A 25,950-nucleotide genomic window follows, 5' to 3' on the forward strand; every position below is an offset into this window, starting at 1 on the left:
ACTAACGAGAACCTAGTTCTCAATAGGAAAATAGTGTCGATTTTAATCCATTTAGCATAGGTTTCCTAATGATTCTCAGGACTTTCCTGCGGAATTTCAAAAACGAACAATTTCAAAAACGAACAATAATGAAAAAATTCATTCTATTGGTTTCACTGGCTCTGGGGAGCTGGGGAGCCTACGCACAGCATGTTCACGATAGTGGTGACCACAAAAACACAGAAGAGATGAGCCCGATGGCTCCAATGTTTAAGGATCAAGCAATTGGCAATGCCTACAGTAAATACATTGAGCTTAAAAATGGACTAGTTACCTCCGATGCATTAAAAATTAATGATGCCGCAGCACTTTTGGTGCTTGCATTGCAGGATGTGAATGATGGAGGTAAAGTCTTGGAGCAAGGACGAATGGTATCTAAAGCAAAGAATTTGGAGGAACAGCGGAAGATGTTTGCTTCGCTAAGCAATGAAATGGTTGCGCTGATTAAAAACGCAAAATTATCCATGGGGTCGATCTATGTGGATTATTGCCCAATGGCCAATAATAGTACTGGAGCATATTGGCTTTCTAACGAGATGGCTATAGCAAACCCATACTTTGGCAGTAAGATGCTTACCTGTGGGAGTGTGAAAGAAACCATTGAATAATCATGGAAGCTTTACTCCCAGAATGGGCACCAAATATCCACCCATTGATCATTCACTTTCCAATTGCTCTTTGGTTGGCAGCGGTTTTTTTTGATTTGATTTCCCTTATAAGAAAGGACGCGTGGATTCGAAATACGGCAATGGCATTGTATGGACTTGGTGCCGTAAGTGCCTATGCAGCTTTCCTAAGTGGGGATCAGGCAATTGATATGGTAACTATTCCATTTCAGGGTGAAATGACAGCAAGTAATCACTCCGATTGGGGCAGCTACACTCTTTATTTCTTTATAGCCTATACAATTCTTCGAGGAGTTATCTTCTGGAAACAGTGGGACAAGAAAAAGATAGTGGGCATTGCGCTTTTCATTCTTGGAATTATCGGGGTGGGGATGGTCGCAAAGACCGCAGATCTGGGAGGAAAGCTGGTGTATAAGTACGGTGTAGGAATCAACAAATAATAAGTAATCAACTTAAAACAATAATCGAAATGAAATACATAAAAATAATGATTGTCATTTTATCGGCAACTCTTGTGGTGTCATGTTCACAAGAGAAAAAGACTAGTGAAGAGCATGATATGACCGAAGCGGATGGGCATGATCACAGTATGATGGAAGCCGATGACCATCATGAAGAAGGTGAAGAAAGTGGACACGATCACGGGGCTGAAATGGGTGAAAATCATGAGTCAACTGCAAATGGAGGTGAGATGAAGAAATGGACACCTGGAGACGATGGTGTGAAATCTATCCAATCGGACTTCCATTTTCTAGCTGGAGCAATGGGAAACATCAATCCTGAAGTAATGTCTGAGGCCGGACTGAATGTGATGAAACTTACTGCAGATGGCACTCCAACTGCGTTCGTTTTTCACACCTCTTACGGAAATTTGGGAATGGCCGCAATGCTGAACCTGAAAGGTTTTAATGGGACAGTAAAGTTGATTCATCATGCACAGAACACTAGCAACTATGAATTCGTGGCTATTAATAGTGACAAGATGAAGCTTGGACGTGTAGTGGATGGGAAAGAAGAAATCTTTGATGAGAAAACGTATGAGTCTGCAGACGACTGGACTAACCTTAGAGTTTCTGCTGCTGGCACACACTTTAAAGGCTATATTGGAAATAAGACAATCACTCACGGACATGGTGATATGATGAAGGATGGATATGTCGGTATATTACTTGAAGGCAAAGGAATGCTCCAGATCAAATCTGTCGAACTTACTCCCATGGAAGATGAATAACCTGTATGATATTTAAATTCTTAACAACCTTGTAAGGCACTTACTGTCTTGCAGGGTTGCTTTTTCCAACCTTGATAATGAAATTATGAAATCTAATTTTAACTATTTAACGCTTCTGATCTTATCCATTTTCCTGTGGAGTGGATGCTCTGAACAAAAGGAGAAAGTCGCAGACCAATCGGCTATTGACACGACTGATGATGAAGCCAAAGTAAAGGAAGTCCTAATGGCGTATAAGGCAGGTGTTGAAGCCTTAAGTACAACCGGTCTAAATGACCTTTTTATCAAAGATTCAGAAGTATTTGAGTCTGGAGGTGTGGAAGGTTCTTTTTCCCATTATCTAGATCATCATCTCTCACCCGAACTGAAGGCATTCAAGTCATTTTCTTTTAGTGATTATAAAGTCACTGTAAAGATAGATCTGCCATATGCATTCACAACCGAAACCTACGATTACACGATTGCCTTGGTCTCTGATGAAAGAACCATTGTACAAAAGGGTGTTGCTACTTCCATCCTTAAGAAGGTAGATGGAGAATGGAAAATCCTAAAGACTCATACCTCTGCAAGATCCAAAAAATCAGAACCAGAAGCAGGTAACTAATTCACTTCAAAATTTAATAACCATGAAAACCATCGCAACAAATATATTACTAATGGCTGCCATCTTTTGTAGCCATACAATTTTAGCTCAAACTGAGACAGACCAAGTTAAGCAGGTAATGAAAAAGTACAAGGAGACACTGGAGAGTCTGGATGTTTCTGAGTCTTATGCACTGTTTACAGAAGATTCTCAGGTTTTGGAACAAGGGAAAATCGAAGGGACGTATCGTGACTACATAGCCAATCACATCGGCCCGGAGCTTGGTCATTTTTCCTCTTTCACGTTTAGTGAATACGTAATAGAAGTTGTGGTCGATCTGCCCTATGCTTTCACTACGGAATCATATGTGTACAACATTGTACTTAAAGATGAGGACAAGAAAGTAGAGCGAAAAGCGACAGCCACTTCGATTTTGAAGAAGATCGAAGGAGATTGGAAAATTATCAAAACGCATAGCTCTTCCAGAGCCAAGAAGTAATGAAAACGAAAGGATGTATCCATGCCATTGGCTTTGATTGGTTGAGTATATAGTACGGATTAGCTATCATATTACCCATGCGTTTTTTCGCACAAGAAAACCAACGTTGAAAAACCAAAAGAGCTGTTTCTGACAAAGCTCAGAAAAGCGGAACCGAAATCTGAATTTTAGTTATTTTTGTAATTGGATTTTATGAAAAACAACACACAAAGATTAATCATGTTTTTGATGCTACTGGTTATTTTGACTAGTACTATTTCGGCTTCCGGAAATTCTTCTGAAAAAAGAAAAACTTCTTGCTCCAAACATGCTAATCACTCCGAGAAAAAATCGTGTTGTGATAGCGGAGAAAATCAAGATGAACCTGGGGGTGTACCTTGTGACAATACAGCTTGTCATTGTTCAAGCACAGTTAATGTCACTGTTTTCATTAATGATTATAAATTGTCAAACACTAATAACTTTATACTTTTAGTTAACCATCGGACTTTCGTTCAACACATTCCTAAATCAGTCTATCTTTCCATCTGGCAACCACCAGAAATAAGCTGATTCATTTTTTGACAGGAGCTAACCTGTCCTTTATTGAATACAAACCAAAGGGGTGTATTCGCTTCTTTCTACCATAGTTTAAAATTCATAAAAATGAAATCATTCAAGATCATAATGGTTGCACTTATGGTGTTATCATCAACAGCGCTTATCGCTCAAATTAAAAACGCCCAAACGGAAACCGTAAAAATTTTCGGTAACTGCGACATGTGCAAAACTGCCATCGAAACAGCAGGAAACATTAAAAATACGGCCAGCGTCGATTGGAACAAAGACAGCCAGATGGCCGAAATTACCTTCGATTCCAAAAAGTCAAATCGGGACGAAATATTAAAACGAATTGCCTTGGCAGGTTATGACAATGACCACTATTTGGCTCCGGACAATGCGTATGCACAGCTTTCGGAATGCTGCAAATATGAAAGACAGAAAAAAGAGCCTGCAATGGCTATGTCACTATCCAAAATGGAGATGGAAATGCACGAATCAAAGATGGAAATGAATATGACATCTTCTGAAAACCATGCTAATATGCTTATGCCTGAAATGAAGGAATCAAATTCTCTGGAGATAGTTTTCGATACTTATTTTGCCATAAGCGATGCCTTGGTGAAAACTAATGCGGTAACGGCAAGTGCCAAGGCATCAGAACTGTTGAATGCAATTAAGGTCCTAAAAATAGAAACATTTAAAACGGCAGATCAAGCCGCACTAACCAAGGTGTTGCCTTCCTTAGTGGCGGATGCTAAAGGCATTTCAGAATCCAAGGATATCGTTAAGCAACGGTCAAAGAACATGCACGAAATCTTGGCGTATTACAGCTCCCATGAGCCCCTTTACTTTCAATATTGCCCAATGCAGGATGCCAATTGGTTGAGCAAGGAAAAGGCCATTAAAAATCCTTATTACGGTTCACAGATGCTAAGCTGCGGCTCTACTGTGGAAACTATTGAACACAATAACTGAAGCACAATAGAAATCTAATTTTTCGATTACGAAATGAAAAAATTAATCTTGGTGCTTCTGTTTCTTGGGACATTTTCCCTACAGGCACAAAATATAGTGCGCTACGACCTTTATGTGCGGGATACGCTTGTCAATTTTTCCGGAAAAGAAAGGCACGCCATTGCAGTGAACGGACAAATACCAATGCCAACGCTCACGTTTACGGAGGGAGACATCGCCGAAATTTATGTGCACAATGAATTGGATGAAGAAACTTCCTTGCACTGGCACGGTTTGTTTTTGCCCAATAAGGAGGATGGCGTTCCCTACCTCACCCAAATGCCCATACCGCCGCACACGGTTCATAAATACACTTTTCCCATTATACAACATGGGACGCATTGGTATCATAGCCATTTTGGACTACAGGAACAGATAGGGATGTACGGTTCTATGATTTTGAATAAAAGGACTGATGATAAAACATTTCGAAAAGGGATAGACGATTTGCCCACAATCCCTATCATTTTGAGCGAATGGACAGACATTAAGCCTGAGAATGTTCATAGAATGCTTCACAATGCTTCAGACTGGTTTGCCATAAAAAAAGGAACCACACAAAGCTATGGGGAGGCCATAAAAACCGGATACTTTAAAATAAAGCTCCATAATGAGTGGAAACGAATGCTCGCAATGGACGTAAGTGATGTTTATTATGAGAAATTCCTCATCAATGGTAAAAGCGAAAATGAGGATACATCTCTGAAAGGCTTGAAAGCAGGGGATAAGGTACGGCTCAGAATTTCAAACGGTGGTGCATCGAGCTATTTCTGGCTCACATATGCCGGCGGAAAAATAACCGTGGTCGCGAATGATGGTAATGATTTAGAACCCGTGGATGTGGATAGAATGCTCATTGCAGTATCAGAAACCTATGATGTGGTGGTTACCATACCTGCGGACGATACGGCATTTGAATTTTTGGCCACGTCAGAAGACCGCATAAAATCAGCTTCCATTTATTTGGGTACTGGCATAAAACAGCTCACTTCGCCACTGCCAAAACTGAAATACTTTGAAGGGATGGAAATGATGAACGGAATGATGAAAATGAACGGCGATCTGGACCAGATGGGAATGAATATGAGCATGCAGCAAATGGATATGAATGTGGTGATGTATCCTGAAATAACTGGGCCTGCAGCTAATGGAAAGGGTATGAAAATGGATAAGGATGACGAAGAACATTCAGGCCATAAAATGGAGCAAATGAATGGAATGAAAATGAGCGAGGATATGTACAAAAGCAATGAGCTATCCGATATTACTACGCTCAACTATGCCATGTTGAAGTCGCCAACCGTAACGACGCTTCCCGAGGATGCACCTATTAAAGAGCTTCATTTTACGCTTACGGGAAATATGAGCCGTTATGTTTGGAGTCTGGACAACAAGGTTATTTCCGAAACCGATAAAATCCTGATAAAAAAAGGTGAAAAAGTGAGAATAACCATGTACAATAATTCTATGATGCGACACCCTATGCACTTGCACGGCCACGATTTCAGGTTGCTCAACGGCGAAGGTGAATACGCGCCACTTAAAAATGTGGTGGATATCATGCCTATGGAAACTGATGTGATCGAGTTTGAGGCGAATGTTGAAGGCGATTGGTTTTTTCACTGCCATATTCTGTACCATATGATGAGTGGTATGGGTAGGGTGTTTAGCTACGAAAATCAGGAACCTAATCCATTGATTCCAAATCCAGCACTCGCCTTGAGAAAACTAAAAGGTGATGATAGAGCCTTTCACTTGATGGCAGAAAACGATTTTGCTACCAATGGAAATGATGGGCAACTGATGATTCAAAGTACAAGATGGAGTATTGGTACCGAGTGGCGTTTGGGATATAATGACATGCACGGGTATGAAACAGAAACCCATATAGGCCGATATATTGGAAAAATGCAATGGTTGATGCCGTTTGTAGGCTTTGATTGGCGCTATCGAAAATTGGGTCATAATGAGTTCGAAGAAAACCTTTTTGGTCAAAAAAACACCAAGGATAATCGTTCTTTAGTTAGTCTAGGTGTCGCTTACACATTGCCAATGCTAGTAGTAGCTCAGGCCGAAATATTCACCGATGGTAATGTTAGGTTGCAATTTGAGCGTAATGACATTCCACTAACCCAAAGGTTGCGTATGAACCTTATGTGGAATACTGACAAAGAATATATGGCAGGATTACGATATATAGCGACACGAAATTTGGGAGTAACCACTCATTACGACAGTGATATGGGATTTGGTATTGGTGCAATGCTAAACTATTGATGAAAGAAGAGTTTTCACTTAAAGCCATACTTATTTGTAATTTACTAAGCTAACAAGCTACCAATAATTGCAAAAGAGTATGGCTTTTGGCTTGCTTGACTCACACTGTAATAAAAATGTCAGTGAGTAAATGGATAAAGGCAGTGGACTATTGCTCACACTTCTCTTCTCACAAAACACTTACTGGTCTGGTTGACTAGTCCTGTATTGACGCAAGAGTTTTTTTGACTGGTTATCATATTTGAATCCTATCAAGATGTACTAATTTTGATTTAGTTAGGGCTGAAAGAATTGAAATTTATTTTTTCTATTCCTTCTTACGCCAATTTAACCTGATTCCAGCACACGAGACAAGAGACTACGGCATAAAGCCCTCGCTCTTGCCTTTGCTGGTTTATTCCGTTTCCTCTTGCACTTAGTGCCCGACTCAGGCTGGTGCAGCTTCATAAGTATTTGTAAAACCAAAACAAAAAGCTATGAAGACTGAAACAAAAAAATCAGCAAAGAGAAGAAGGGGATCTGACTTTCAGCTAACAGGATCCCAATCTGATATCTATCAGAAGTTTACCGATCTGATTATTGAGAAATTGGAACAGGGAATTATTCCCTGGAAGCAACCTTGGCATGAGATGGGACTGCCGGCAAATTACCTCACCAAGAAACCCTACAAAGGGATTAATCTCTGGCTGTTGTTATCCTGTGGACATCAATACCCTTACTACCTGACGTTTAAACAGGCCAATGGATTGGGCGGTAAAGTAAAGAAAGGAGCAAAGGCTCTTCCGGTCTGCTATTGGAACTTTGCCTTTCGGGATAAGAAGACAGGCAAGGTGATTCCAGAAGATAGGATTGGCGAGTATGATCTCAAACTGGTGAGTAAATCCGTTTTTCTCAAAGAGTTCAAAGTGTTTCCCATAGAACAGATTGAGGGGATAGATTGGGAGTTTCCAGAATTGCAGGAAAAAGATCCACTGCCGATAAATGAGAAATGCCAGAAAATCTATGATAATATGCTCCAGGCTCCTGGGTTGGTTCATACTGGTTCCTCAGCTTACTACCGGGCAGACCTTGATCAGATCACGATGCCGGAGAAAAAACTGTTTGACTCCGCTGAGCAATATTTTGGGGTATTGTACCATGAAATATCCCATTCAACAGGCCACTCTTCCAGATTAAATAGAATAGGAGTTTCAGAACCTCAGCAATTTGCATCTGCGATTTACGGAACGGAAGAATTGATCGCTGAGATGGGAGCAGGGTACCTGAACAACCTTACAGGGATATTGGATCAGAGCCTACTGGAGAACTCTGCAGCTTACATCCAACACTGGCTGAATGAGCTCAGAAATGACAAACACCTTCTGATAGAAGCAGCAAGCAAAGCACAGAAGGCAGTGGATTACATCCTAATGGAACCTCCATTTTAGGAAGAGGGGAGCAATCCCCTTTTTTTGGTCATGGTTTACTTTAATAGCATCTTTTTTTGTGTTTAACTTACTGTTGATGATTAAATTCAATTCATCACAACAAAACTCCATTTACTATGTGCTACCACGTTAACCAGTCTTCCCTGGACTTTGATGAAGATTTTAAAGTGACTATTCCTGAGAACTGGGCGAAGTCAACAGGTGAGCGCTTTCATCTTAATGGATTTGCTCATCCTAAATTAGGAGTAGTAGCCAGTGACAAGCCCAATGACCTTCAGGAAATGGAGTGGGGGTTGGTGCCCTTTTGGGTGAAATCAGCTGAGCAAGCTACTGATATTGCAAATAAAACCCTGAATGCTAAAGCTGAGACAATTTTTGAACTGCCCTCATTTCGTGCAGCAATACTTAAGCGACGTTGTATTATTCCCGTAACAGGTTTCTATGAATGGAGGCATTATAAAAGTAAAACGTATCCGTACTTCATTCATCCGAAAGGTCTAGGTGTTTTTCAGTTGGCAGGGATATGGGAAGAATTGACAGATAAAGAAACAGGGGAAATCAAACGTACCTGCTCTATAATTACCACAGAAGCAAATCTATTGATGGCCCAGATTCACAATACCAAAAAGCGCATGCCTTTGATTTTAGATGTTGACAACGCAAAGAAATGGATTGAATCAGATTTAAAGAAGGATGAAATTCAAGAATTGATGAATCCGATTTCAATGGATCAAATGGCCTCTCATACCATCAGTCGATTGGTTACTTCCAGGACTGAAGATTCCAATGTAAAAGAGGTAACAGGGAAGGCGGAATATGCTGAACTTCCTGAGATGGTAGATTAGTAAACTATTTCGTTTTTTATTTCAGGTAAGTCTTCCAAGAGGTTATGTAGATACCCCTCACCAATTGCCGTTAAATTTGGAATTCCCTTTGTTGAATGGATCACCGTTACGCTGATTTCATGGTGGTTTTCCAGGATAAAAAATTCCCAGTTTCCATGGGTGATTCCCTCAATGGCTTTTTCCGCAGTAATCACCCACCGTTCACCGGTGTTATTAATTCCACCGATTTGGCTGATTGTCATTGATCCTGACCCGGCTACTTCTTTCTTAACGAAATGTATTCTTAATCTTGTCATTCTTGTTATAGGCCCCGCTGTAAATATGGTGTATTGAAAAATAGTTTTTCTAACTAGCTATTTTAGCATTGCATAAGAAGTTGAATGTAGGCTATTCTCTTTCATTTTTAAGTTCATTTTGATAATTTGTTGAAGGTTTGGCTAACTGTACTTTTTATGAAACAGCAACTTTTTACTTCTTGGGGCGTTGCTGCATTGCTTTCATGTAGCATAGGTATAGTAATTCTCACTGACAAGCTTGGGAAGCGGGTCACATTTCATAAAGGAATTGTCACCGGTAAGGAAGCTTATCAGGGAGCAGCTATAGTAGCGTTTCGCTTAAAAGTTGAGCATTTACCCAATCCTACAAGATTTACCGTGCTTACCGATGATAACAAAAGAGTAACTGTCATGGGATCTGGAATTGGTATTGAAGAGAATGATTCTATTTATTTTACCCGAGAGGAAAATTTGAGAGGATTTGTTACCAATATATTGGCTGATTGGAGAGCTATTAGCACAAGTTTTTTTGAAGATTGAAAGGCCAGTCAGTTGTTTGATTCTGTAAACCCAATTCTTACTATGAAGCTCACCAAAGAAACAGCAGAAGACCTTGACCTACTCATAATGGATTTGGTTTCGGATAAACCCAAAGTAGCATCAGTGCAGGATATGAAGGCAACCCTTTTTCCGGATAAACCTGAGGCTTATTTGATTGCTATGTTTCATCACCTGAATGATCATAGGCCAAAACTATTATTTCCAAAAACTAATCCAAATCCTGAGATGTTTTGGGCAAATGAATACTTACCTGCTTTTTATTTCGAGGGAGGCTTTACAGCTATTTTTAAAGAACAGGAAAAAGCCAAACAGGAAACAGAGGAAAAGAAAAGACTAGAGCTGGAGAAGCTCAAGTTTGATGTCAAAAACTCCAAGAGAATTTACAAGACCTATTGGTGGACATTCTTTTTTGCCCTGGTTGGGTTTGTTTATGTGGTCATTCGCTTGATTACTTGGTTTTTTGGCAGTTCGGCTTGAGATTGGTTCGTGATGAGTAAGTATATCTGAGATCCCATGGTTAGATTTACCACTGCTTAATTAATAGTCGCAGGCCAGTGCAATAAGAAAGGAATTGATTTGAGACATAGATTTTACCTAAAGCCGAGAAGAGAACAACTTCAGATTCAGTTGATGATTGGATTTTTTGTCCTACTGGTAATCTTGGTGACTTTCTATATTTCTTGGAAGTCGGGTGTTTATTGGGTTGGGGGTGTAGTCTTCGGAATAATACTGTCTGTGATTGCGCCTTTTTTCGATACTCCTTCTTTAAAGAAAAGCGGGGATTTAATTTATTATTCTCCTCTGTTCCTGGCTGAAAAACCTCAAGACGGAAAAATTATACTACATGGAGGGACTTTATTTGATTATGTATTTGTGATTGACCGGAGGACAAACGGAAAACAAAGGACGAACTTTATACTTCAGCAATATTTGGAAGGGCTTTTAAACCTGATTGAAGTCAATCAAAACAAGAAGACTGAAAACTTCAAAATCAGCGGCACCAGTTATATCATAAATGAGCGGACTGCCCAGCGGGTAGGATTTAAAGTAGTAAAGACCGACTTTCTTCAGACGGCAATTTTGATGGTCAATTATTTCAATGTCCTGCTTACCTATTCTATCGCCAAAGGCAGCTTGTCTTTTCCAAAATTGAGTGACACAAAGACGTTCGAAACTACCATTGATAAATTGATTAAACAAAAAGACTTCATCAGAGATTTGAATGAAAAACTAAAAGACAATCAAACCAATAGGTAGTCCGGATCAGAAATAATCCCAGTCAGAACTGGCTTACTTTTTAAAGTATAAGATTGACGCTTTGCTGAGTTTGTTGAATTATTAAAGTGTTACCTGTCACTTTTCAAAAACTATCTTATATTTATATGGTCATAGATGGTTAGTTATGAGGTATTTAAATGGTTATTCTGATTGGGACGATAGAAGAGATAGAGAAATTGCATTGATAGAGTCAGAAGCAGGGTCATTAAATGTTTGGTTTTTTAGGGTTTTCATCCTATTCCCTATTATTGTTCTCGTTTTAATTATTACAAATGAATTACTGGGCAATTCTTACACTGCAAAAGGAACTGTAGTTGGATATTCTTTTTCTGAGGGTGAATGGGTGGGACCGCCGTCAATGTTTTCTGATCATCCTAGTATGATGTCTTCATTTACCCATTATAGAGAAGATGCGTATAATGTGAGTGCCTTAATGGAATCAGGTGAAGTCATATCGTTTTTATGTTTTTCCTGTGATGCTTCAAGTTTTAAAAGCATTGATTCGATTAGCTTCCTTGTTTCCGAAAGGTTAGTTGGTGCTCCTATATATTCAGAAATGAAGTGATAACTTTGAGGTTAATATAAAATCCATTTCTGAACCAATATGATTGCAGATTCACTGGCCAGACAGTTTTTGGTAATGCACAGGCATTTTTTACGGATATCGGCTATCGAGGATGAGCTAGGAATAAGCGGAAAGTCACTTTATAAGTGGATGGTTGGGAAGCGACCGCTGCCGGATCGTTGGGAGCAGACACTGTATGATTACCTGTACCCCATGCTGGATCCAATGAATGAAATTCATCAGAATTGCTTTCAGGCTGACAAAGTTTTGGTACTTGAGCAGCACCACATTCTTCCAAAGTATCAGGATATCAAGCCGGAGCTATTGAAAAGATTGCATTTTTACAAAGAGTATACCGCAGGTGCTGATGTGGTCTATTTCAGGTTTATCAATAGAACCCAGAGGGAAAGTTATATTTCTATCTATTCGATTTATAGCAAGAATTCCTGATAGGGTATGACAAGGGAAATGGGGGTGTGGAATTGACGAGTATTTGGCTTTAATTCGAAACACATATAGAATTGATTATCCTACCTTCTCAATACTTCCAACCAGTCACAATAGCTTGTGTTTACTTCAAAGAATGCTACTTAAGCCGCTGCTGAAATCCCGTTGATAAAAGTCTCCACGAAGTCCATGATTTTTCCTTTTACACGTTCGGCAATTGTCTTTCGATCCTTCAGTCCAGGACGAGCATTGAGCATGCCGATAATATCATCCCGAAGTGGCTCTTTCTCTGTGTAGATGAAGTCGCCGATGACCTGTTCCAGTTTCTCTGTATCCAGCCCTTCTTCATGGCTAAGAGTGTTAAGTGCATCAATTCGCTCCCTAGTCCAGAAGTTGAGGAACTCCTCAGGGATGTCTTCTGAGTCTTTGATGATTGGGAGTGTCTGATTGATGAATTTCTCGATGAGTTCCCGTTTGCTTCTAAGCTGGGATTCTCCTACAATCAGCTCCACAATTGCTTTTTTCTGCTTCTCCTGATCTTCCGGTGCAGCATCCTTGAGGTTTGCCAGTAGTTTCAAAATGTAACTGACATTGATTTCATCCCGGTGGATCAGCTCCAGTTCAAAATCGACATCGTTCAGGATAGAGACCTTTTCCTTGCTTGGCTTTTTGCTGGAGTCGTAGATGTCGAGGTACTTACTCTTGTAGTCCTCAAAATCCTGCTCGGACATGACCAAGTCATCAAATTCAAACTCAGTGAAAGTACCCAGCACATTCTTCAGGCGCATCAATTCCCTGAAAGCTTTGATGAATTCCAGTTTCTCTACCTCGCTTGGTAGCTCATACACACTGTCCACGGTCGGTACGACAGCAAGTAACTTGGTAACGGCTTCCTGGAATTTCTCTACGTAGTCCTCATAAGGTTGCATGATGATTTCATCCTTTGCCGCTATGTTGGAGAAAAGGGTGATCGCGTCGTCGGTAGCCTGTTTCAGGTTTCGGAAGCAGACGATGTTGCCCTGGGATTTCAACTCGTCCAAAATTCGGTTGGTGCGGGAATAAGCCTGGATCAGTCCATGGAATTTCAGGTTCTTATCCACGTATAGCGTATTCAAGGATTTGCTATCAAAGCCTGTAAGGAACATGTTTACCACCAAGAGTATATCAATCTGCTTTTTCTTTACTCTATCTGCCACATCATTATAGTACTGATAGAAGAGTCGACTGTCTTTGGTGTTATAGTTTGTGGAATGGGTCAGGTTGTAATGCCCCATAAATTCATCCAGGTAATCACGTGGGTGCTTCTTGTCAGGAGTTTGATAAATCCCGCGCCCCGTATCTGCAGCCATTTCCAACTCCTCTTTTTCCCAATCCTGCTCAAACTCTTCTCCGCTGTCAATCAGATCTACATTTGCACCATAAGAGAAGATGGTTGCGATCTTGAGCTGATGCTCTCCGGCTTCTTTTTTCTGGTGAAATAGCTTATAATATTCGATTAGTGAGGCTACGCTGGATACACAGAAAATCGAGGTGAAAGATCGGCTGTGAGTTTTACGGCCATGATTAGCGATGATATAATCAGTGACGTTATTCAAACGTTGAGGGGCATTCATCACTTCTTCTTCATCAATTGCCTCCACATTGATGTCTAGTATGTTTTCCTTTTTCTTGAAGGTGCTGATGTATTCTACTGAGAACTTCAACACGTTTTCATCACGAATAGCATCTGTGATCACGTACTTTTGAAGGCAGTCTCCAAAAAGCATCGTAGTCGTCCGCTTGCCAAAGGCATTAGTCCCGGCATTCTCTTCAAAGATCGGTGTCCCTGTGAAACCAAATAGCTGAGAACACTCGAAGAATTCTTTGATGTCGGAGTGGGTCTTTCCAAACTGGCTTCTATGGCATTCGTCAAAGATGAAAACGATTCGCTTATCTCGGAGCTTCTCCAGCTGCTTTAGGTGCCTTGTCTTGGTGATGGCAGTATTCAACTTCTGTATGGTGGTGACGATAAGTTTGTTGTCGCCAGCCAGCTGCTTTACTAAGGTGTTGGTGTTATTGGTGCCGTCGATGCTTCCTTTACAGAAGGAGTTGAATTCCTTGGTGGTTTGGTAATCCAGGTCTTTTCTATCTACCACAAAGACGACTTTGTGAACCTGTGGCAGGTTGGTAAGAATCTGGGCTGTTTTGAAGGAAGTCAATGTCTTGCCCGAGCCCGTAGTATGCCAGATGTAGCCATACTTCGGAGTAGTTTTTACACGCTCGATGATTGCCTCCACTGCATAAAACTGATAGGGGCGAAGCACCATTAATGTCTTCTGAGTTTCATTCAGCACGACATATTTGGTGATCATTTTTGAAATGTGGCAAGGTTCCAGGAAAATGTCGGAGAACTCTGATAGCTGTGTGATCAGCTTGTTTTTGGTGTCTGACCAATAGAATGTCTGTTTGAAAGATCGGTCTTTCAGCGGTGCATTCGCATAGTACTTTGTATTGACTCCGTTGCTGATTACGAAGATCTGGATGAACTGGAATAACCCTTGCCCAGCTCCATAGGAATGGATCGTATAGCGATCTGTCTGCTTGAAAGCTTCTTTGAGTTCTAGCCCTCTTCGCTTCAATTCTATCTGTACCAGTGGAAGGCCATTGATCAGGATGGTGACATCATATCGGTTCTTATATTTCCCTTCGACGGAGATCTGCTGGGTTACCTGAAACTGATTTTGACACCAGTGGATCTGATTGACCAGTTCTATGGTTCGGTGCTCTCCAGTCTCATCCACATATGGCACTCGATCTCGAAGGATTTTGGCTCGTTCGAAGACGTTTCCCTTGTTGATGAAATTCAGGACCTGTCTGAAGTCATCCACACTTAGTTTTACTTTGTTATGGATCTCCAGTTGGGACTTGAGGTTCTGTAGTAAAGCTTCTTCGTCTTTGATGATAACTGACTTGTAGCCCAAAGCCTGAAGCTGTAGGATCAAGTTATTTTCTAATGCCTGCTCGGGTTGTATTGTCATGAACTGAAAAAAAAATGACCCGAGTGCAGATCTTACGGTATGCAACTCAGGTACTGTTACAGCTAAGATGTGGATTTAGTTGGTGTGAAGCAAGTTCTGAGAAACTTGGCTATGATGATTTTTAGAAATCCAGCATTCGGAACAGCTGATTCTTCTCCACTAGATTTTCTTCGTTTTCAGATTCGCCATAGCTGTCAAGCAACTCTTGCTTCTGATTCGGGGTGAGATCTTCCCACATATCACCTGAAGGTGTGCCTTTTTTCTTAAGGATCTCAAATAGCATTTCCAGAAGTTCCTTATTCTGGCTCTCCTTTAAGAGTTTGACGATGTGCGATTTTAATTCGACGAGTGACATGATTTTTTACAAATGCTTGAGCCTGAAATGTTAATCTAGCAAACCGACTTAACGAGTCAAAGTTCTGTGAAGGATTTAATTGATTATCAGTAAAGCCAAATGAGAAAAATTTAAATCGATGAAGTTACAGATTCATTCCCTTCAGAATTGTCTGTAAGTTTCGCTAGAATGGAAGCTGTTTTTGGTAGATCCGTTTTTACTAGAGTTGCTAAAACTTCACTGACGGATCTTGGCGGATTCTTAAGTCTGGCAACCATATTTCTAAATGACTTATTTGCAAGTTTCTGGTTTTGGTGAATTAGCAAAAGGCAGAAATCATCTGGATGGATCGGCTTGATACCATATTTATCGAGTGTTGCGGATGGAAAGTCTTTTAGGTTGGACGTCACCAAGAAATTTGCCTTACATGTAATTGCCGCAGCCATCACGTGGTGATCATCTCTGTCAGGCAATTGGATTGGACTCAACATCAGATCCCAATCCTCAACCAATGCATCAGGAAAATATTCGTCCATTGCTAAAGTGATCCGGAAAATCCTATCCGGATCTAGATCGGGCCGGTTTTGTATCAAGTTTCGTCTCCATTCCTCCTGAATGTCTTTGCTCCAAAAAGGCTTGAAAAAATCCGTTTCAGCGAAAGTTAAAAGAAGATCGCGTATGGTCATAGGGTATAATACGCAAGCATCTAAAAGTGCTCGGATCTCCATAATCTCAATAACCCAAGCCCATTTCTTGAGCCTCTTTGGCTAGGAAATCCAATCCTTTTCTACGTGTTTCTCTAAGTTGCTTATCGTATTTTCTGACATCATCAAGTAATATACGACGATGGGATCCTGCCATTTTATGCGGGATTTTCCCTGTATCAAGAAGCTTTATAAGATGTGGTCTGGATACCCTTAATAGATCCGCAGCTTCTTGAGTAGTTAGCTCGTTGGAAAGGGAAGATAGTACAACAGACTTACCCGAAGCCACTGCGCCAAGAGCTTTTTCAACCAGTTTTAGAATCCTTTTCGGAAGAGAAACGATTTTTCCTTCTACCTCAAATTGTACGATTGCTTTAGCTCTCGAAGCATTCGTTATTTCCTTCAACGTAGCAGCGGAAGTTCTTGCAGCAGCTTTCTCTTTGTCGGTAGGTTTTTTGAGAGTTTCCAGCATGAGTGTTAGTGTTTTTTGTCAATATAGCAAACGCAACAAACGCAACAAAGTTTCTGTGAAAATATGTTCCTGTGGCTGAAGGAGGATGCTTTGAAACTAGTGAAGATTAAACCAACTCCATGTAAATCGGCAGTGTTTGCGAGCGGCGTTTGTTTTCTCAGTCCCCTAAAAAGCAAAAGACACGCCCCGGGACGCTGTTCAAATGGGTAGCGTGGCGTGTACTGTCTGTGCAAATATAGGGATTTTAGGAAAAAGCTCACTAGCTATGAGATAAGTTCATCCTGCCGTTTGGAGGAAGGAAATCGGAAATTGTCAGGTCTTAATTGGTGGCGTTTTCTGTATTGATATTGATCGCTTTGATCCATCTGAAGGCCTACGTGCGATGTAGGTGGTTATGTAGGATGGATCGGGGTGATTTTCATACAAACATCTTTTGAAGCAGCCCCCTCTTCCAGGTCTGAGTCTGGTTGATTTGGCGAATTAATTTTTCTGTAGTCTTATCAAGACTTCTCAGAAATTTGACAATTTTTTGTTGTTCTTCCAGGCAAGGAATTACCAGTTCTAACTCTGACATTCTAGTGACAGAGATGCTCAGAACTTTTGTGCCTTGAGCGATTTTTTTCACTTGGTTTCTGACAACTGAAGTTTTCATTAAATAGCCACCAAAACCAATTTCGACTGAATGATTTTTCCGTTTAGCGTGAAGTGTATGGAGTCCAGAAAATACCTTTTGAACGGATGTGTTAATCACTTCAATTGTTTTACCGATATCTGCATAATCTTCTGATGCATCTGCGATGATTAAATCACCTGCTTCCACTTGATTTTCTATATATGTCTTTCGGATCTCAATGTCTTTATTTAGAAAAGGAAGGTTGATTTCTCTTAAGTCCACAAGTGTAGGAAGTTTAGTGTGAATATCACCGTAGTGGATATTCCTGTACTCCCCTGATTCGTAGTTTAATTTATCTCTTGAAAACGAGTTCGTGGTTCGGAATTCATATATCTCCCCCAACTTCTTCTTTTCCCAATCAGGAAAATCCGAACCGTCGTCTTCCTTGAAGCGGATTTTCGGTACTTGTCCTGAGCCTGTCGAAGGAAAGAGCTGCTGCATCACACCTTTTTTGTAGGCTTCAAGCTTCTCTTTTTTCTGCTCTAGCAACTCAATCCGCTTGTCCACAGCTGTCAGAAACTCGGCAATCTTCTGCTGCTCAAGCTTTTCGTAAGGTTGAGAGGTAACGCAATCACCAATTTCTCCGAGGTTTATCTTTTTTGGGAAAGCAACATGGATAATTCTTTTATGTAGCTCTCGTTTGAATTGATCTGTAGAGATAAAATGATTCAAATACTCAAGACTTACATCGCCTTTGATCCGTATGAGTGCAAGACTGACATAATAAGCAAGTGGTGAATTGCTCTCAACTATCGCAGTTGCTCCAATTATACCTGCAGTTATCCTTGTCATCAGGATATCGCCCCTCCTAGGTGGATTTTTGAAATCCTTTTTAAAAGCTGCAGGGGTAATGAATTTCTTCGTTCCAGAAATGTTATGTATGCTTTCTACACTTACAAACGGTATTCCTTCAGATACATATTTCGGAGTTTGATGAGTTCCGTCAAAGATTTCGGCTACCTTACATAACTTGTGCTTTTCCCACGAACCTGAAAAATTACTGAACCTTAAATCAGGGATGCTTTTGCTCTTTTTTTTCATCAAAAAGGAGTTTTGATTCCCAGTTCCTTACAGAAGCTAATCAACGAAACCTCGTTGGATTTCAACTCAGAGTCCAGTTGCACCAGTTCCTCGGCTACTTCATCCAGATTGATGGATTCTTCTTCCTCGAAGGTGTCCACATAGCGCGGGATATTCAGATTGTAGTCGTTTTCGGTGATTTCTGCCAGAGTCGCTACATAGCTGTATTTGTCTTTGGTTTCTCGCGTGCGGTAGGTTTCGATGATCGCTTCCACATCTTCCTCTCGAAGTTCGTTTTGATTTCCCAGCTTGATAAAGTGATCAGCTCCGCTGGCATCGATAAAGACGACGTTGTCATTCTGCTCACGACATTTTTTCAGTACTACGATGCAGGTAGGGATGGAGGTGCCGTAGAAGATATTTGCCGGAAGTCCAATCACGGCATCCAGTACATTCATGTCTTTGATCATGTACTCCCGGATCACACCCTCAGCTCCTCCACGGAAAAGTACACCATGTGGAAATACACTGGCCATGATTCCGTTATCTGCCAGCTGGAAAAGCATGTGCTGCATAAAGGCAAAATCTGCCTTTGTCTTAGGGGCAAGTCTTCCAAACTGACTAAATCTGGCATCGTTGCTATTGAGTGGGTTGTCGTCTCCTTTCCAGTGTGCAGAGAAGGGTGGATTGGCGACGATTGCTTCGAATCTTAGGTTTTCATGCTGTGGATTCTCCAGCGTATCTTCCTGCTGAATGCTGAAGTCACGGTAATGCACATCATGGAGAATCATGTTCATCCGCGCCAAGTTGTAGGTGGTACGATTGAGTTCCTGTCCGTAGAATTCTGTGATTTCGGCTTCCTTTGCTACCCGGAGGAGGAGAGAACCCGAACCACAGGTAGGATCATAGACGGACTTGATTTTAGTTTTGCCCGTAGTGACTAGCTTAGCTAAGATCTTCGATACCTGTTGAGGGGTATAGAATTCCCCTGCAGATTTCCCTGCACCAGCTGCGAATTTACCGATCAGGTATTCGTAAGCATCTCCGAGTACATCGGATTCTAGGTCTCCGAGTTTGAAATCGATCTTATTCAGGTGATTTAGGATCTGTACGATCACGGCATTTCTGGCAGCTACAGTTCTTCCGATCTTTGTAGAGTTCAGATCCAAATCTTCGAAGAGCGCATTGAAATCCTCCTCGGAGTCAGTGCCCATGGTGCTTTGCTCGATGTGGTTTAGCACAGCTTTCAGGTCTTCAAGAATGTAGTTGCTTTCTGTTTCTGTGTCCGCATTTCCCCGGGCAGCAAGTGCAGAGAAAAGTTCGCCAGGCTGCAGGAAATAGCCCAGCTTTTCCAAAGATTCTTCTTTGACTGCTTCCAGCATTTCTGGATCAGTCAGTTGGGTGTACTCTTTGATTTTCTCAGTTTCCAGCAGGTTATTGGCAAAGATATTTTGTTTCTCAGAGAGGTACTTGTAGAATATAAATCCCAGGATATAATCCCGGTAATCATCAGCGGAGATTTTGCCCCGGAGTAGATTTGCAATCCCCCAGAGCTGTGTTTCCAACTGGCGTTTTTGATCTTCAGACATTGAAGTGGTTGAGTTTGATACTATTGAAAAACGGATTCCGACAGGATGAAGCGCGAGGCACAGCTGCTCACCATCGAAAAAGTGTTTGCTTGGCTAAAAATAGGTTTTTCGGTGCAAAGGCAAAGCACCAAATAAACAAAAGATTTCCAATATAGGTTGATGAATAGATCTAAGTTAGAGGATTTGATAATCTCCGATTGTCTTCCAGTTAGTAGAAGTAAATTCTGTGAACCCACCTTTAACTCCCCGTCGTGCTCCGCGAGATGGTGATCTAAGTCGTTTAAATTGGATGTTTCGTTCTGGGTGATTAGTTACCCAGTCGAAAGTGGGCTGAAACAGTTGATTCCATGGAGAAGGAAGAGTTTTTCGTGTTAAGCAAATCTGTTTTATTTCCTTGTGATGTTCCAGTAGGGCAGGAATGTTTGTCGACTCGATATCGAACTTAGCCAGTTGATCATCCTTGAATCTTTTTACCATTTCAAGATGAGTTGGGTTGTTAATATCCGCGTCATTGAGGCAAGTGATAATGTCCGTAACGGCTATGTGGTGATTTCGGCAGAAGTTTTTCCAGTCCTCTGGAGTTCCTGGAATCATACTATGGCCAATGTGAATTGTTGGTAAAATGCCCCAGAAATCGTTTCTGGCAGTTCTACCATAAAACCACTCTGCAGAATTGTTTGGAAGATCCCAGGCTGGGTTAAAAGTGCCAATGAACAGCGTTCGAACTTCCCAATCTACATATTGAAGCCTTAGGTCATTTATAAATCGGTGGGGGCAAGACATGGTTTTTCATGATAAGGTGTCAATTTAGTAGAAAAGTAGTTGCAATCAACATCCGCAAATGGCTAATTCTTTAACCGTTGCTTTCTTCTTTCTCACTAGATCCTCTCAGGATTATACTATAGTATAAATAGGTAACATACCGTGCTGAAAGTAAGCTTTACTTCGACTCTCCTTCGATGTTTCTACGATGCTCCTACGATGCTTGTCCGATCAGCCATCGAAGATGGATCGGAAATGCATAAGAGAATTTACGGGTGGATACTGTAGTATCAGTAGCTAACAACTGATAGAGCTACCCTTTGGAACTTGCTTACCTATTACTCATTTACTAAGCAACCTTTACTAAAAAGATAGGATATATGAGAACAGGAGCGAATGATAACTTTTTGGTTTGTAAAGTTTTGATTCAACTAGTCACCCACTGGTTTTTTGATGATAATTCCGATATTGGATCGGTAAACCCACAGACTTATTTCCTATGGATGCTCCATTATCACGTTTGAAGAAATCATCAAATTAAACGGTCACGACTGGGATAGGGCATATGCGGTGCTGACCTACCATCTCGAAAAAGGCAATATTAAAAAAGAAGTGCTGGAAAATGGGATGGTGATCTACCATAATCTTACCTGTGTGCAGGAATTCACTAAGATCCATGATAAACAAATTGAGCCAGATCCTGATAACAAGGTCGTGATGCGCCCTAGACGGAATCGAATAAATAAGGGTGAAGGGAATGGGTGAGGATGGAAAGCCAATTGCTCCCGACCACTGTACGGGATAGGTAAGCATATCAGGGTAGGGCAAGGTGTCTAGAAATGATTCACAAATCATTTTAGCCTTGAGCCTGAAGGTAGGGCAGCCAAATCCCACCCAGTCACTACAAACCATTTGACTACACCCAGACGTGGTATGCAGTGCTGACCTACCATCTCGAAAAAGGCAATCTTAAAAAGGAAGTGCTGGAGAGTGGTCTGGTGATCTACCACAATCTTAAATGTGTGAAGGAATTCACTAAGATCCATGATAAACAAATTGAGCCATATCCTGTCAACAAAGTCGTGGTGCGTCCTAGACGGAATCGAATAAATAAGGATGAAGGGAAGGGGTGAGGTTATGAAGCCAATTGTAAATTGATAATGATATTAGGGTAGGACATAGCGTTAAAAAATGATCCATAAATCATTTTAGTCCCCAGAGTGAAAAGATTCGGGAGGCCAGATTGTAGGGTAGTCAAATCCCACCCAGTCAAAATGACGATTTCACTACACCCAGGTGGGGAGGAAGAAAAGGATCAATTGGATGAAATCATCAAAACCTTCAATGAAAGATGGTTTCATGGGTGGGAGGCTACCCCGGAAGACCAGCGTGTAAAGTTTATCCAAGTGTCCAGAAAGCTGATCGAGCATCCGGATATTGAAGAAAAGTATTTTAATAATCCCGATAGCCATACGAGAGAACTGGTACTTCATTATATGCTTAAAGAAGTGTTGAATAAGCAGCGAAGACAGGAGCTAGAGCTATAAAAGCTGACAGCCAAGGACGAATCATTTTATCAGGCATTTTTTGATACCATGAAGCGAATGATAGATAACCCTGGGATGACAAAGACTTAGGATGATTTATCGATGTGTTTTCTCGCTTGAGAACCGTGTTTGTAATAGGACGGCTTTTGACTAGTTGATTGGATTTTTTTGGTCATTGAAAACTTTCCCGACATTTTGTGTCTAAGTTGTTGCTTAGCAAGAGATTCTGCCATTTTTTAGGTTAGCTTCACTACATGTTAAATCAAAACCACACAAATAATGGAAATTAGAAACGGAATCAAACCAGGACCAAAGAGAATTGCAGATTCAACTGGGAAACCGGACAGGCGTCAACGGGATAATAAAGAAACTCCAGGAAACACACCTTCGCTGAAGCCACATAAGCATAAGCCAGGGAAATGAAGTAAGGGATAAATAGTGAAAAATACCCTGTACTAGGTATATTTTTGTGTCTAAAATACCTTTTCTTGCCGTTGTCATTTAGTTATTATAAATAACCAGAGGTTGAGGTCAGATTAATTTGAGATTTAATACACGATTTACATACAATTATTAAGGTACTTCTATCAAAAAAACTGAAAATTGGAAAAAGAAAGAAATCTCATTTTCATTAGTCATGCCCAACCTGAAGATGACTATTTAGCTGTTTGGCTTGCATCTAAAATTCGCCAATTAGGCTATAATGTTTGGGTTGATAAAGATAATCTAAAGAAGGGAGACGCTTTTTGGAATGAGATTGAATTGAAAATGAAGAATGATTCCTTAAAATTCATCCCATTAGTTTCTGAAGCATATATAAACAAAGCTCAAGATAAAAATAGAGGTGTTTTTATGGAAGTTAGTTTGGCAAAATCCATTTCAAGGAAAATTGAAAACTATATATTACCAATTAAAGTTGACGGATGTAGCAGTGATGATTTCCCAATAAGCATTCTCCCACTTGACATAATTGATTTTAGTAGTAACTGGGGTAGAGGACTTAAAGAGCTAATCGAAGAATTTGAACTGCAAAACATCCAAAAGATCAAAGTAGAACCAAATGTTTTGCAACAATGGCACAAGTACCTTAACATCCAAGGTCAAGTTTTAAACCGTCCAGACTTCTATGGTTCCAATTGGCTTTCAACTACCCTTCCAAAAACGATTTCTATTTATCGTTTTAGTGGAGATGCAAGAAAAGCTCAAAAAGAAATTCCTTTTGCTCAAAAAAGAGATAAAGATTACATCTTAGGTTTTTTTGATGACTCTGGACTCGACTTGAGAACCGAGTTTAGAGAAGATGTTGCAGTAGAGGACTTTCTGTTTGATGATACTTACATTCTTAATTCGGGAGAAACGATTATAGGTACAAAATTACACTTCACGCAACTAATGAATAGTGCTTTAGATGAGTTTTTCTACTTGCATGAAAACATTAAATGTTGGAGAAAAAAAAGCAAAGAAAAAATTTACTATACAAAGAAGCCCCCCAGAGATTCGGGTGGTTATCCATTTGAAGTTGGAAATCGTAAAGGATGGAGAACTTTAAAAGGGAAAAAAGGTGATATTTTTTGGAATTATAGTATGTCTTTTAAATTTCAGCTAAATCCATTCCCTCATTTTGTTGCTAATCCTCACTTGTTAATTTCAGACGAAAATGGATTCAAGGAGGATGATAGAAAGTATAGAAGGTCAATTCCTAAAGAGTGGTTCAATAGACATTGGTATGACAGGATTTTTGCATTTATGAATTACGTAAATGAAGGCAGAAATGAACAGTTTTTAAAAATTAACTCAGGTCGAGAAGAATTTGATATTGATATAAGAACCTCCCTGTTTAAGTCAGATAAAGGATATGATGAACCTGAAACACTTTAAAGAGCCCAAACTAACATTTGGAAAAGGGCAGACTGCAGAAGACCCAAGAGACGGTTTAATGCTTTTTGGAGCTAATGAGCAATTTGAACGAAACTCTATAAAGGCAGGTGTAGTTGCTACAACAGAGGGTTTATTTAAATATAAGAGCTTTGTAAAAAGGCTTCAATCTCCCATTTTTTCAAAAAAAGTAATGTATGGGAAAACTTATGACAATGAAGCCCAAAGACCTAGCTATACTGGATTTGAAGCAACTTTTGGAATTGAATGGAGTGAAGAACCAGTTCTCAAGAAATACCTTGACAATTCAGAAATTGAGAAAATTCTTGCTATTGATAGAAAGCCAGAAAGGACTAGGAAACTTGTTGATTACTACGCCAATAAAATTATTGAATCAAGAGGGAAAGACGATAAACAAATTGACCTATGGTTTATAATTGTTCCGAGATCTGTTTACATGGAATGTAGATACAATTCAAAAGGGAAGGATATTACAGCAAAGGAAAAGAAGCAAATTGAGATCTTAAAACAAGGTCAAGGAAGCCTTTTCAAAGAGTTTGATGAAGAATTACTTGAACTAGAAAGACTAAAGGACGACTCTACAGATTTTCATAACTTGATAAAGGCTGAGTTATTAAAAAATAAGATCCAAAGCCCAGTTCAAGTGATTGTAGAACCCACTTTAGAATTTAAGGACAAATTGCTTTTAAAGGAACTTGGTGATGATATGAAAGCTCACTTAGCTTGGACTCAATCGGTAGCCGTTTACTATAAACTTGGTAATAAACCTTGGGTTTTAAATGATGTGAGGAAAGATGTCTGCTACTTGGGTCTAATATTTAAGAGAGTTGCAGATAAATCAAATAAACGTTCAGTTTGTAGTGCAGCTCAAATGTTCTTAGAAGATGGCGATGGCTCAATTTTTAGGGGCAACATTGGCTTATTTAAGAGTGAAGATAGTATCGGCTATCATTTAGATGAAGAAAGTGCAGAGAAACTACTCAATATGGCATTGGAGGACTTTTTTGAATCACAAGGTAATTATCCGAAAGAGCTCTTTATTCACGGACGGGTCCAGTTTGAAGACGAAGAATGGAAGGGCTTTATGAATGCTATAGCAAATAAGAAGGCTGATACTCAATTAAATGGAATTCTCATCAAGGACACTCGATCAGACAGTCGAAGAAAATTGAAGCTTTTCAAAGAAACCTTCAAGCAGAAAAATAACTATGGGGTGTTGAGGGGTTTAGGCTGGATTATCAATGATGAATCTGGTTATTTGTTCACGAGAGGGTTTATTCCCCGTTTAGGTTCGACAAATCATCTTGAAACAGCTAACCCATTATATATAGAAGTAAATAGAGGTTCTGCTCATATTGAAACTGTAATGCAAGATGTTTTAGCTCTGACAAAACTGAATTACAATGCTTGCGTTTACGGAGATGGCTTGCCCGTAACATTAAGATTTTCAGACTTAATTGGAAATATTTTAACAGCTACGAAGAACTGGGAATCCGAAATGAGGCAATTCAAATATTACATATGAAAGTGAGGATTCGTGAAGAATGATAAATCAAATGTTAAACACCCTTCCCAGAATATTTCGAGGGAAACTAGATAGGTTCTTCTGAGAATTGAGTCGATATTTTAAAGGGTTTAAACTGATTTTGAAACTCAAAAAGTAAGAGGAATTGGTAGTATCCCATTAAGTGTGTAAGTGTAGAAAAGTTATTCTATAATTTTTCGG

General features: G+C 40.1%; 27 protein-coding genes. 18 read left to right on the top strand and 9 right to left on the bottom strand.

Going from position 1 to position 25,950, the window contains the following annotated elements:
• Window positions 1-128 precede the first annotated feature (128 nt).
• From AACZ87_RS19700 to AACZ87_RS19740, 9 genes are all read left to right on the top strand, one after another.
• Complete coding sequence (locus AACZ87_RS19700) at window positions 129-647, top strand: DUF3347 domain-containing protein (protein WP_339869732.1); 519 nt, start codon at window positions 129-131, stop codon at window positions 645-647.
• A gap of 2 nt (window positions 648-649) precedes the next feature.
• Complete coding sequence (locus AACZ87_RS19705) at window positions 650-1,105, top strand: DUF2231 domain-containing protein (RefSeq protein ID WP_339869734.1); 456 nt, start codon at window positions 650-652, stop codon at window positions 1,103-1,105.
• 29 nt (window positions 1,106-1,134) lie between these two features.
• On the top strand, window positions 1,135-1,896 hold the full coding sequence (locus tag AACZ87_RS19710; RefSeq protein ID WP_339869735.1) for a hypothetical protein: 762 nt from the start codon (window positions 1,135-1,137) through the stop codon (window positions 1,894-1,896).
• Between the two features lie 85 nt (window positions 1,897-1,981).
• Window positions 1,982-2,500 (top strand): nuclear transport factor 2 family protein, encoded by a 519-nt coding sequence (locus AACZ87_RS19715; RefSeq protein ID WP_339869737.1) that lies wholly within the window; start codon window positions 1,982-1,984, stop codon window positions 2,498-2,500.
• 22 nt (window positions 2,501-2,522) lie between these two features.
• Window positions 2,523-2,978: a nuclear transport factor 2 family protein gene (locus AACZ87_RS19720; protein ID WP_339869738.1), complete on the top strand. Its 456-nt coding sequence runs from the start codon at window positions 2,523-2,525 to the stop codon at window positions 2,976-2,978.
• Window positions 2,979-3,623: 645 nt separating this feature from the next.
• Complete coding sequence (locus tag AACZ87_RS19725) at window positions 3,624-4,496, top strand: DUF3347 domain-containing protein (RefSeq protein ID WP_339869740.1); 873 nt, start codon at window positions 3,624-3,626, stop codon at window positions 4,494-4,496.
• A 33-nt stretch (window positions 4,497-4,529) separates the two neighbouring features.
• Complete coding sequence (locus AACZ87_RS19730; RefSeq protein WP_339869742.1) at window positions 4,530-6,812, top strand: multicopper oxidase domain-containing protein; 2,283 nt, start codon at window positions 4,530-4,532, stop codon at window positions 6,810-6,812.
• Window positions 6,813-7,288: 476 nt separating this feature from the next.
• Complete coding sequence (locus AACZ87_RS19735; RefSeq protein ID WP_339869744.1) at window positions 7,289-8,239, top strand: zincin-like metallopeptidase domain-containing protein; 951 nt, start codon at window positions 7,289-7,291, stop codon at window positions 8,237-8,239.
• Window positions 8,240-8,355: 116 nt separating this feature from the next.
• A complete protein-coding gene (locus AACZ87_RS19740; RefSeq protein ID WP_339869745.1) occupies window positions 8,356-9,084 on the top strand; it encodes an SOS response-associated peptidase in 729 nt (242 codons plus the stop codon).
• Here AACZ87_RS19740 and AACZ87_RS19745 read toward each other — a convergent pair.
• Window positions 9,081-9,380: a DUF3892 domain-containing protein gene (locus AACZ87_RS19745; RefSeq protein WP_339869747.1), complete on the bottom strand. Its 300-nt coding sequence runs from the start codon at window positions 9,378-9,380 to the stop codon at window positions 9,081-9,083. The two genes, AACZ87_RS19740 and AACZ87_RS19745, sit on opposite strands and share 4 nt — an antisense overlap.
• 156 nt (window positions 9,381-9,536) lie before the next feature.
• On the opposite strand from AACZ87_RS19745, the gene AACZ87_RS19750 reads away from it, so the two are divergent.
• From AACZ87_RS19750 to AACZ87_RS19770, 5 genes are all read left to right on the top strand, one after another.
• A complete protein-coding gene (locus tag AACZ87_RS19750) occupies window positions 9,537-9,899 on the top strand; it encodes a hypothetical protein (RefSeq protein ID WP_339869749.1) in 363 nt (120 codons plus the stop codon).
• A gap of 42 nt (window positions 9,900-9,941) precedes the next feature.
• Window positions 9,942-10,397 (top strand): hypothetical protein, encoded by a 456-nt coding sequence (locus tag AACZ87_RS19755; RefSeq protein ID WP_339869751.1) that lies wholly within the window; start codon window positions 9,942-9,944, stop codon window positions 10,395-10,397.
• 99 nt (window positions 10,398-10,496) lie between these two features.
• Window positions 10,497-11,177, top strand: a complete 681-nt coding sequence (locus AACZ87_RS19760) for a hypothetical protein (RefSeq protein ID WP_339869752.1) — start codon at window positions 10,497-10,499, stop codon at window positions 11,175-11,177.
• Window positions 11,178-11,322: 145 nt separating this feature from the next.
• Complete coding sequence (locus tag AACZ87_RS19765) at window positions 11,323-11,763, top strand: hypothetical protein (RefSeq protein ID WP_339869753.1); 441 nt, start codon at window positions 11,323-11,325, stop codon at window positions 11,761-11,763.
• A 39-nt stretch (window positions 11,764-11,802) separates the two neighbouring features.
• Window positions 11,803-12,213 carry a hypothetical protein gene (locus AACZ87_RS19770; protein WP_339869755.1) on the top strand — a complete coding sequence of 137 codons (411 nt, stop codon included), beginning with the start codon at window positions 11,803-11,805 and terminating at the stop codon, window positions 12,211-12,213.
• 140 nt (window positions 12,214-12,353) lie between these two features.
• Here AACZ87_RS19770 and AACZ87_RS19775 read toward each other — a convergent pair whose 3' ends face one another.
• The 8 genes from AACZ87_RS19775 to AACZ87_RS19810 all read right to left on the bottom strand — a co-directional run bounded on the left by AACZ87_RS19775 (window position 12,354) and on the right by AACZ87_RS19810 (window position 21,827).
• On the bottom strand, window positions 12,354-15,227 hold the full coding sequence (locus AACZ87_RS19775) for a type I restriction endonuclease subunit R (protein ID WP_339869757.1): 2,874 nt from the start codon (window positions 15,225-15,227) through the stop codon (window positions 12,354-12,356).
• A 121-nt stretch (window positions 15,228-15,348) separates the two neighbouring features.
• Window positions 15,349-15,582, bottom strand: coding sequence for a hypothetical protein (locus tag AACZ87_RS19780; RefSeq protein ID WP_339869759.1), 234 nt, complete (start codon window positions 15,580-15,582; stop codon window positions 15,349-15,351).
• Window positions 15,583-15,692: 110 nt separating this feature from the next.
• Window positions 15,693-16,289, bottom strand: coding sequence for a PIN domain-containing protein (locus AACZ87_RS19785; protein WP_339869761.1), 597 nt, complete (start codon window positions 16,287-16,289; stop codon window positions 15,693-15,695).
• Window positions 16,290-16,293: 4 nt separating this feature from the next.
• On the bottom strand, window positions 16,294-16,737 hold the full coding sequence (locus AACZ87_RS19790) for an excisionase family DNA-binding protein (RefSeq protein ID WP_339869763.1): 444 nt from the start codon (window positions 16,735-16,737) through the stop codon (window positions 16,294-16,296).
• 418 nt (window positions 16,738-17,155) lie between these two features.
• Entirely contained in the window at window positions 17,156-18,451 is a 1,296-nt protein-coding gene (locus AACZ87_RS19795) for a restriction endonuclease subunit S (protein WP_339869765.1), read from the bottom strand.
• The gene (locus AACZ87_RS19800; RefSeq protein ID WP_339869766.1) at window positions 18,451-20,019 is read right to left on the bottom strand and encodes a type I restriction-modification system subunit M; all 1,569 of its coding nucleotides are present in this window, start codon (window positions 20,017-20,019) and stop codon (window positions 18,451-18,453) included. Before AACZ87_RS19800 ends, AACZ87_RS19795 begins: the two co-directional genes overlap by 1 nt.
• Window positions 20,020-20,193: 174 nt before the next feature.
• On the bottom strand, window positions 20,194-20,802 hold the full coding sequence (locus AACZ87_RS19805) for a hypothetical protein (RefSeq protein WP_339869768.1): 609 nt from the start codon (window positions 20,800-20,802) through the stop codon (window positions 20,194-20,196).
• An 830-nt stretch (window positions 20,803-21,632) separates the two neighbouring features.
• On the bottom strand, window positions 21,633-21,827 hold the full coding sequence (locus AACZ87_RS19810) for a hypothetical protein (RefSeq protein ID WP_339869769.1): 195 nt from the start codon (window positions 21,825-21,827) through the stop codon (window positions 21,633-21,635).
• Between the two features lie 228 nt (window positions 21,828-22,055).
• Between AACZ87_RS19810 and AACZ87_RS19815 the strand changes: the two genes are divergently transcribed.
• The 4 genes from AACZ87_RS19815 (at window position 22,056) to AACZ87_RS19830 (ending at window position 25,749) form a co-directional block, all read left to right on the top strand.
• A complete protein-coding gene (locus AACZ87_RS19815) occupies window positions 22,056-22,328 on the top strand; it encodes a hypothetical protein (RefSeq protein WP_339869771.1) in 273 nt (90 codons plus the stop codon).
• A 279-nt stretch (window positions 22,329-22,607) separates the two neighbouring features.
• Window positions 22,608-22,751: a hypothetical protein gene (locus AACZ87_RS19820; RefSeq protein ID WP_339869773.1), complete on the top strand. Its 144-nt coding sequence runs from the start codon at window positions 22,608-22,610 to the stop codon at window positions 22,749-22,751.
• A 180-nt stretch (window positions 22,752-22,931) separates the two neighbouring features.
• Window positions 22,932-24,206 carry a toll/interleukin-1 receptor domain-containing protein gene (locus tag AACZ87_RS19825; RefSeq protein ID WP_339869775.1) on the top strand — a complete coding sequence of 425 codons (1,275 nt, stop codon included), beginning with the start codon at window positions 22,932-22,934 and terminating at the stop codon, window positions 24,204-24,206.
• On the top strand, window positions 24,184-25,749 hold the full coding sequence (locus tag AACZ87_RS19830; protein WP_339869777.1) for a hypothetical protein: 1,566 nt from the start codon (window positions 24,184-24,186) through the stop codon (window positions 25,747-25,749). The genes AACZ87_RS19825 and AACZ87_RS19830 overlap by 23 nt, the downstream gene beginning before the upstream one ends.
• Window positions 25,750-25,950 lie beyond the last annotated feature (201 nt).

The organism is uncultured Algoriphagus sp. (genome assembly GCF_963974365.1).
GTDB lineage: Bacteria > Bacteroidota > Bacteroidia > Cytophagales > Cyclobacteriaceae > Algoriphagus.

Excerpts from the sequence above, each read along its gene's own strand:
- AACZ87_RS19735 (WP_339869744.1), top strand. The coding sequence starts at position 7,289 with ATGAAGACTGAAACAAAAAAATCAGCAAAGAGAAGAAGGGGATCTGAC.
- AACZ87_RS19820 (WP_339869773.1), top strand. The coding sequence starts at position 22,608 with ATGGAAATTAGAAACGGAATCAAACCAGGACCAAAGAGAATTGCAGAT.
- AACZ87_RS19765 (WP_339869753.1), top strand. The coding sequence starts at position 11,323 with ATGAGGTATTTAAATGGTTATTCTGATTGGGACGATAGAAGAGATAGA.
- AACZ87_RS19800 (WP_339869766.1), bottom strand. The coding sequence starts at position 20,019 with ATGTCTGAAGATCAAAAACGCCAGTTGGAAACACAGCTCTGGGGGATT.
- AACZ87_RS19720 (WP_339869738.1), top strand. The coding sequence starts at position 2,523 with ATGAAAACCATCGCAACAAATATATTACTAATGGCTGCCATCTTTTGT.
- AACZ87_RS19740 (WP_339869745.1), top strand. The coding sequence starts at position 8,356 with ATGTGCTACCACGTTAACCAGTCTTCCCTGGACTTTGATGAAGATTTT.
- AACZ87_RS19700 (WP_339869732.1), top strand. The coding sequence starts at position 129 with ATGAAAAAATTCATTCTATTGGTTTCACTGGCTCTGGGGAGCTGGGGA.
- AACZ87_RS19815 (WP_339869771.1), top strand. The coding sequence starts at position 22,056 with ATGACGATTTCACTACACCCAGGTGGGGAGGAAGAAAAGGATCAATTG.
- AACZ87_RS19830 (WP_339869777.1), top strand. The coding sequence starts at position 24,184 with ATGATGAACCTGAAACACTTTAAAGAGCCCAAACTAACATTTGGAAAA.
- AACZ87_RS19730 (WP_339869742.1), top strand. The coding sequence starts at position 4,530 with ATGAAAAAATTAATCTTGGTGCTTCTGTTTCTTGGGACATTTTCCCTA.
- AACZ87_RS19705 (WP_339869734.1), top strand. The coding sequence starts at position 650 with ATGGAAGCTTTACTCCCAGAATGGGCACCAAATATCCACCCATTGATC.
- AACZ87_RS19780 (WP_339869759.1), bottom strand. The coding sequence starts at position 15,582 with ATGTCACTCGTCGAATTAAAATCGCACATCGTCAAACTCTTAAAGGAG.
- AACZ87_RS19770 (WP_339869755.1), top strand. The coding sequence starts at position 11,803 with ATGATTGCAGATTCACTGGCCAGACAGTTTTTGGTAATGCACAGGCAT.
- AACZ87_RS19775 (WP_339869757.1), bottom strand. The coding sequence starts at position 15,227 with ATGACAATACAACCCGAGCAGGCATTAGAAAATAACTTGATCCTACAG.
- AACZ87_RS19795 (WP_339869765.1), bottom strand. The coding sequence starts at position 18,451 with ATGAAAAAAAAGAGCAAAAGCATCCCTGATTTAAGGTTCAGTAATTTT.
- AACZ87_RS19725 (WP_339869740.1), top strand. The coding sequence starts at position 3,624 with ATGAAATCATTCAAGATCATAATGGTTGCACTTATGGTGTTATCATCA.
- AACZ87_RS19715 (WP_339869737.1), top strand. The coding sequence starts at position 1,982 with ATGAAATCTAATTTTAACTATTTAACGCTTCTGATCTTATCCATTTTC.
- AACZ87_RS19755 (WP_339869751.1), top strand. The coding sequence starts at position 9,942 with ATGAAGCTCACCAAAGAAACAGCAGAAGACCTTGACCTACTCATAATG.
- AACZ87_RS19785 (WP_339869761.1), bottom strand. The coding sequence starts at position 16,289 with ATGGAGATCCGAGCACTTTTAGATGCTTGCGTATTATACCCTATGACC.
- AACZ87_RS19790 (WP_339869763.1), bottom strand. The coding sequence starts at position 16,737 with ATGCTGGAAACTCTCAAAAAACCTACCGACAAAGAGAAAGCTGCTGCA.
- AACZ87_RS19805 (WP_339869768.1), bottom strand. The coding sequence starts at position 20,802 with ATGTCTTGCCCCCACCGATTTATAAATGACCTAAGGCTTCAATATGTA.
- AACZ87_RS19750 (WP_339869749.1), top strand. The coding sequence starts at position 9,537 with ATGAAACAGCAACTTTTTACTTCTTGGGGCGTTGCTGCATTGCTTTCA.
- AACZ87_RS19810 (WP_339869769.1), bottom strand. The coding sequence starts at position 21,827 with ATGGATCTTAGTGAATTCCTTCACACATTTAAGATTGTGGTAGATCAC.
- AACZ87_RS19745 (WP_339869747.1), bottom strand. The coding sequence starts at position 9,380 with ATGACAAGATTAAGAATACATTTCGTTAAGAAAGAAGTAGCCGGGTCA.
- AACZ87_RS19710 (WP_339869735.1), top strand. The coding sequence starts at position 1,135 with ATGAAATACATAAAAATAATGATTGTCATTTTATCGGCAACTCTTGTG.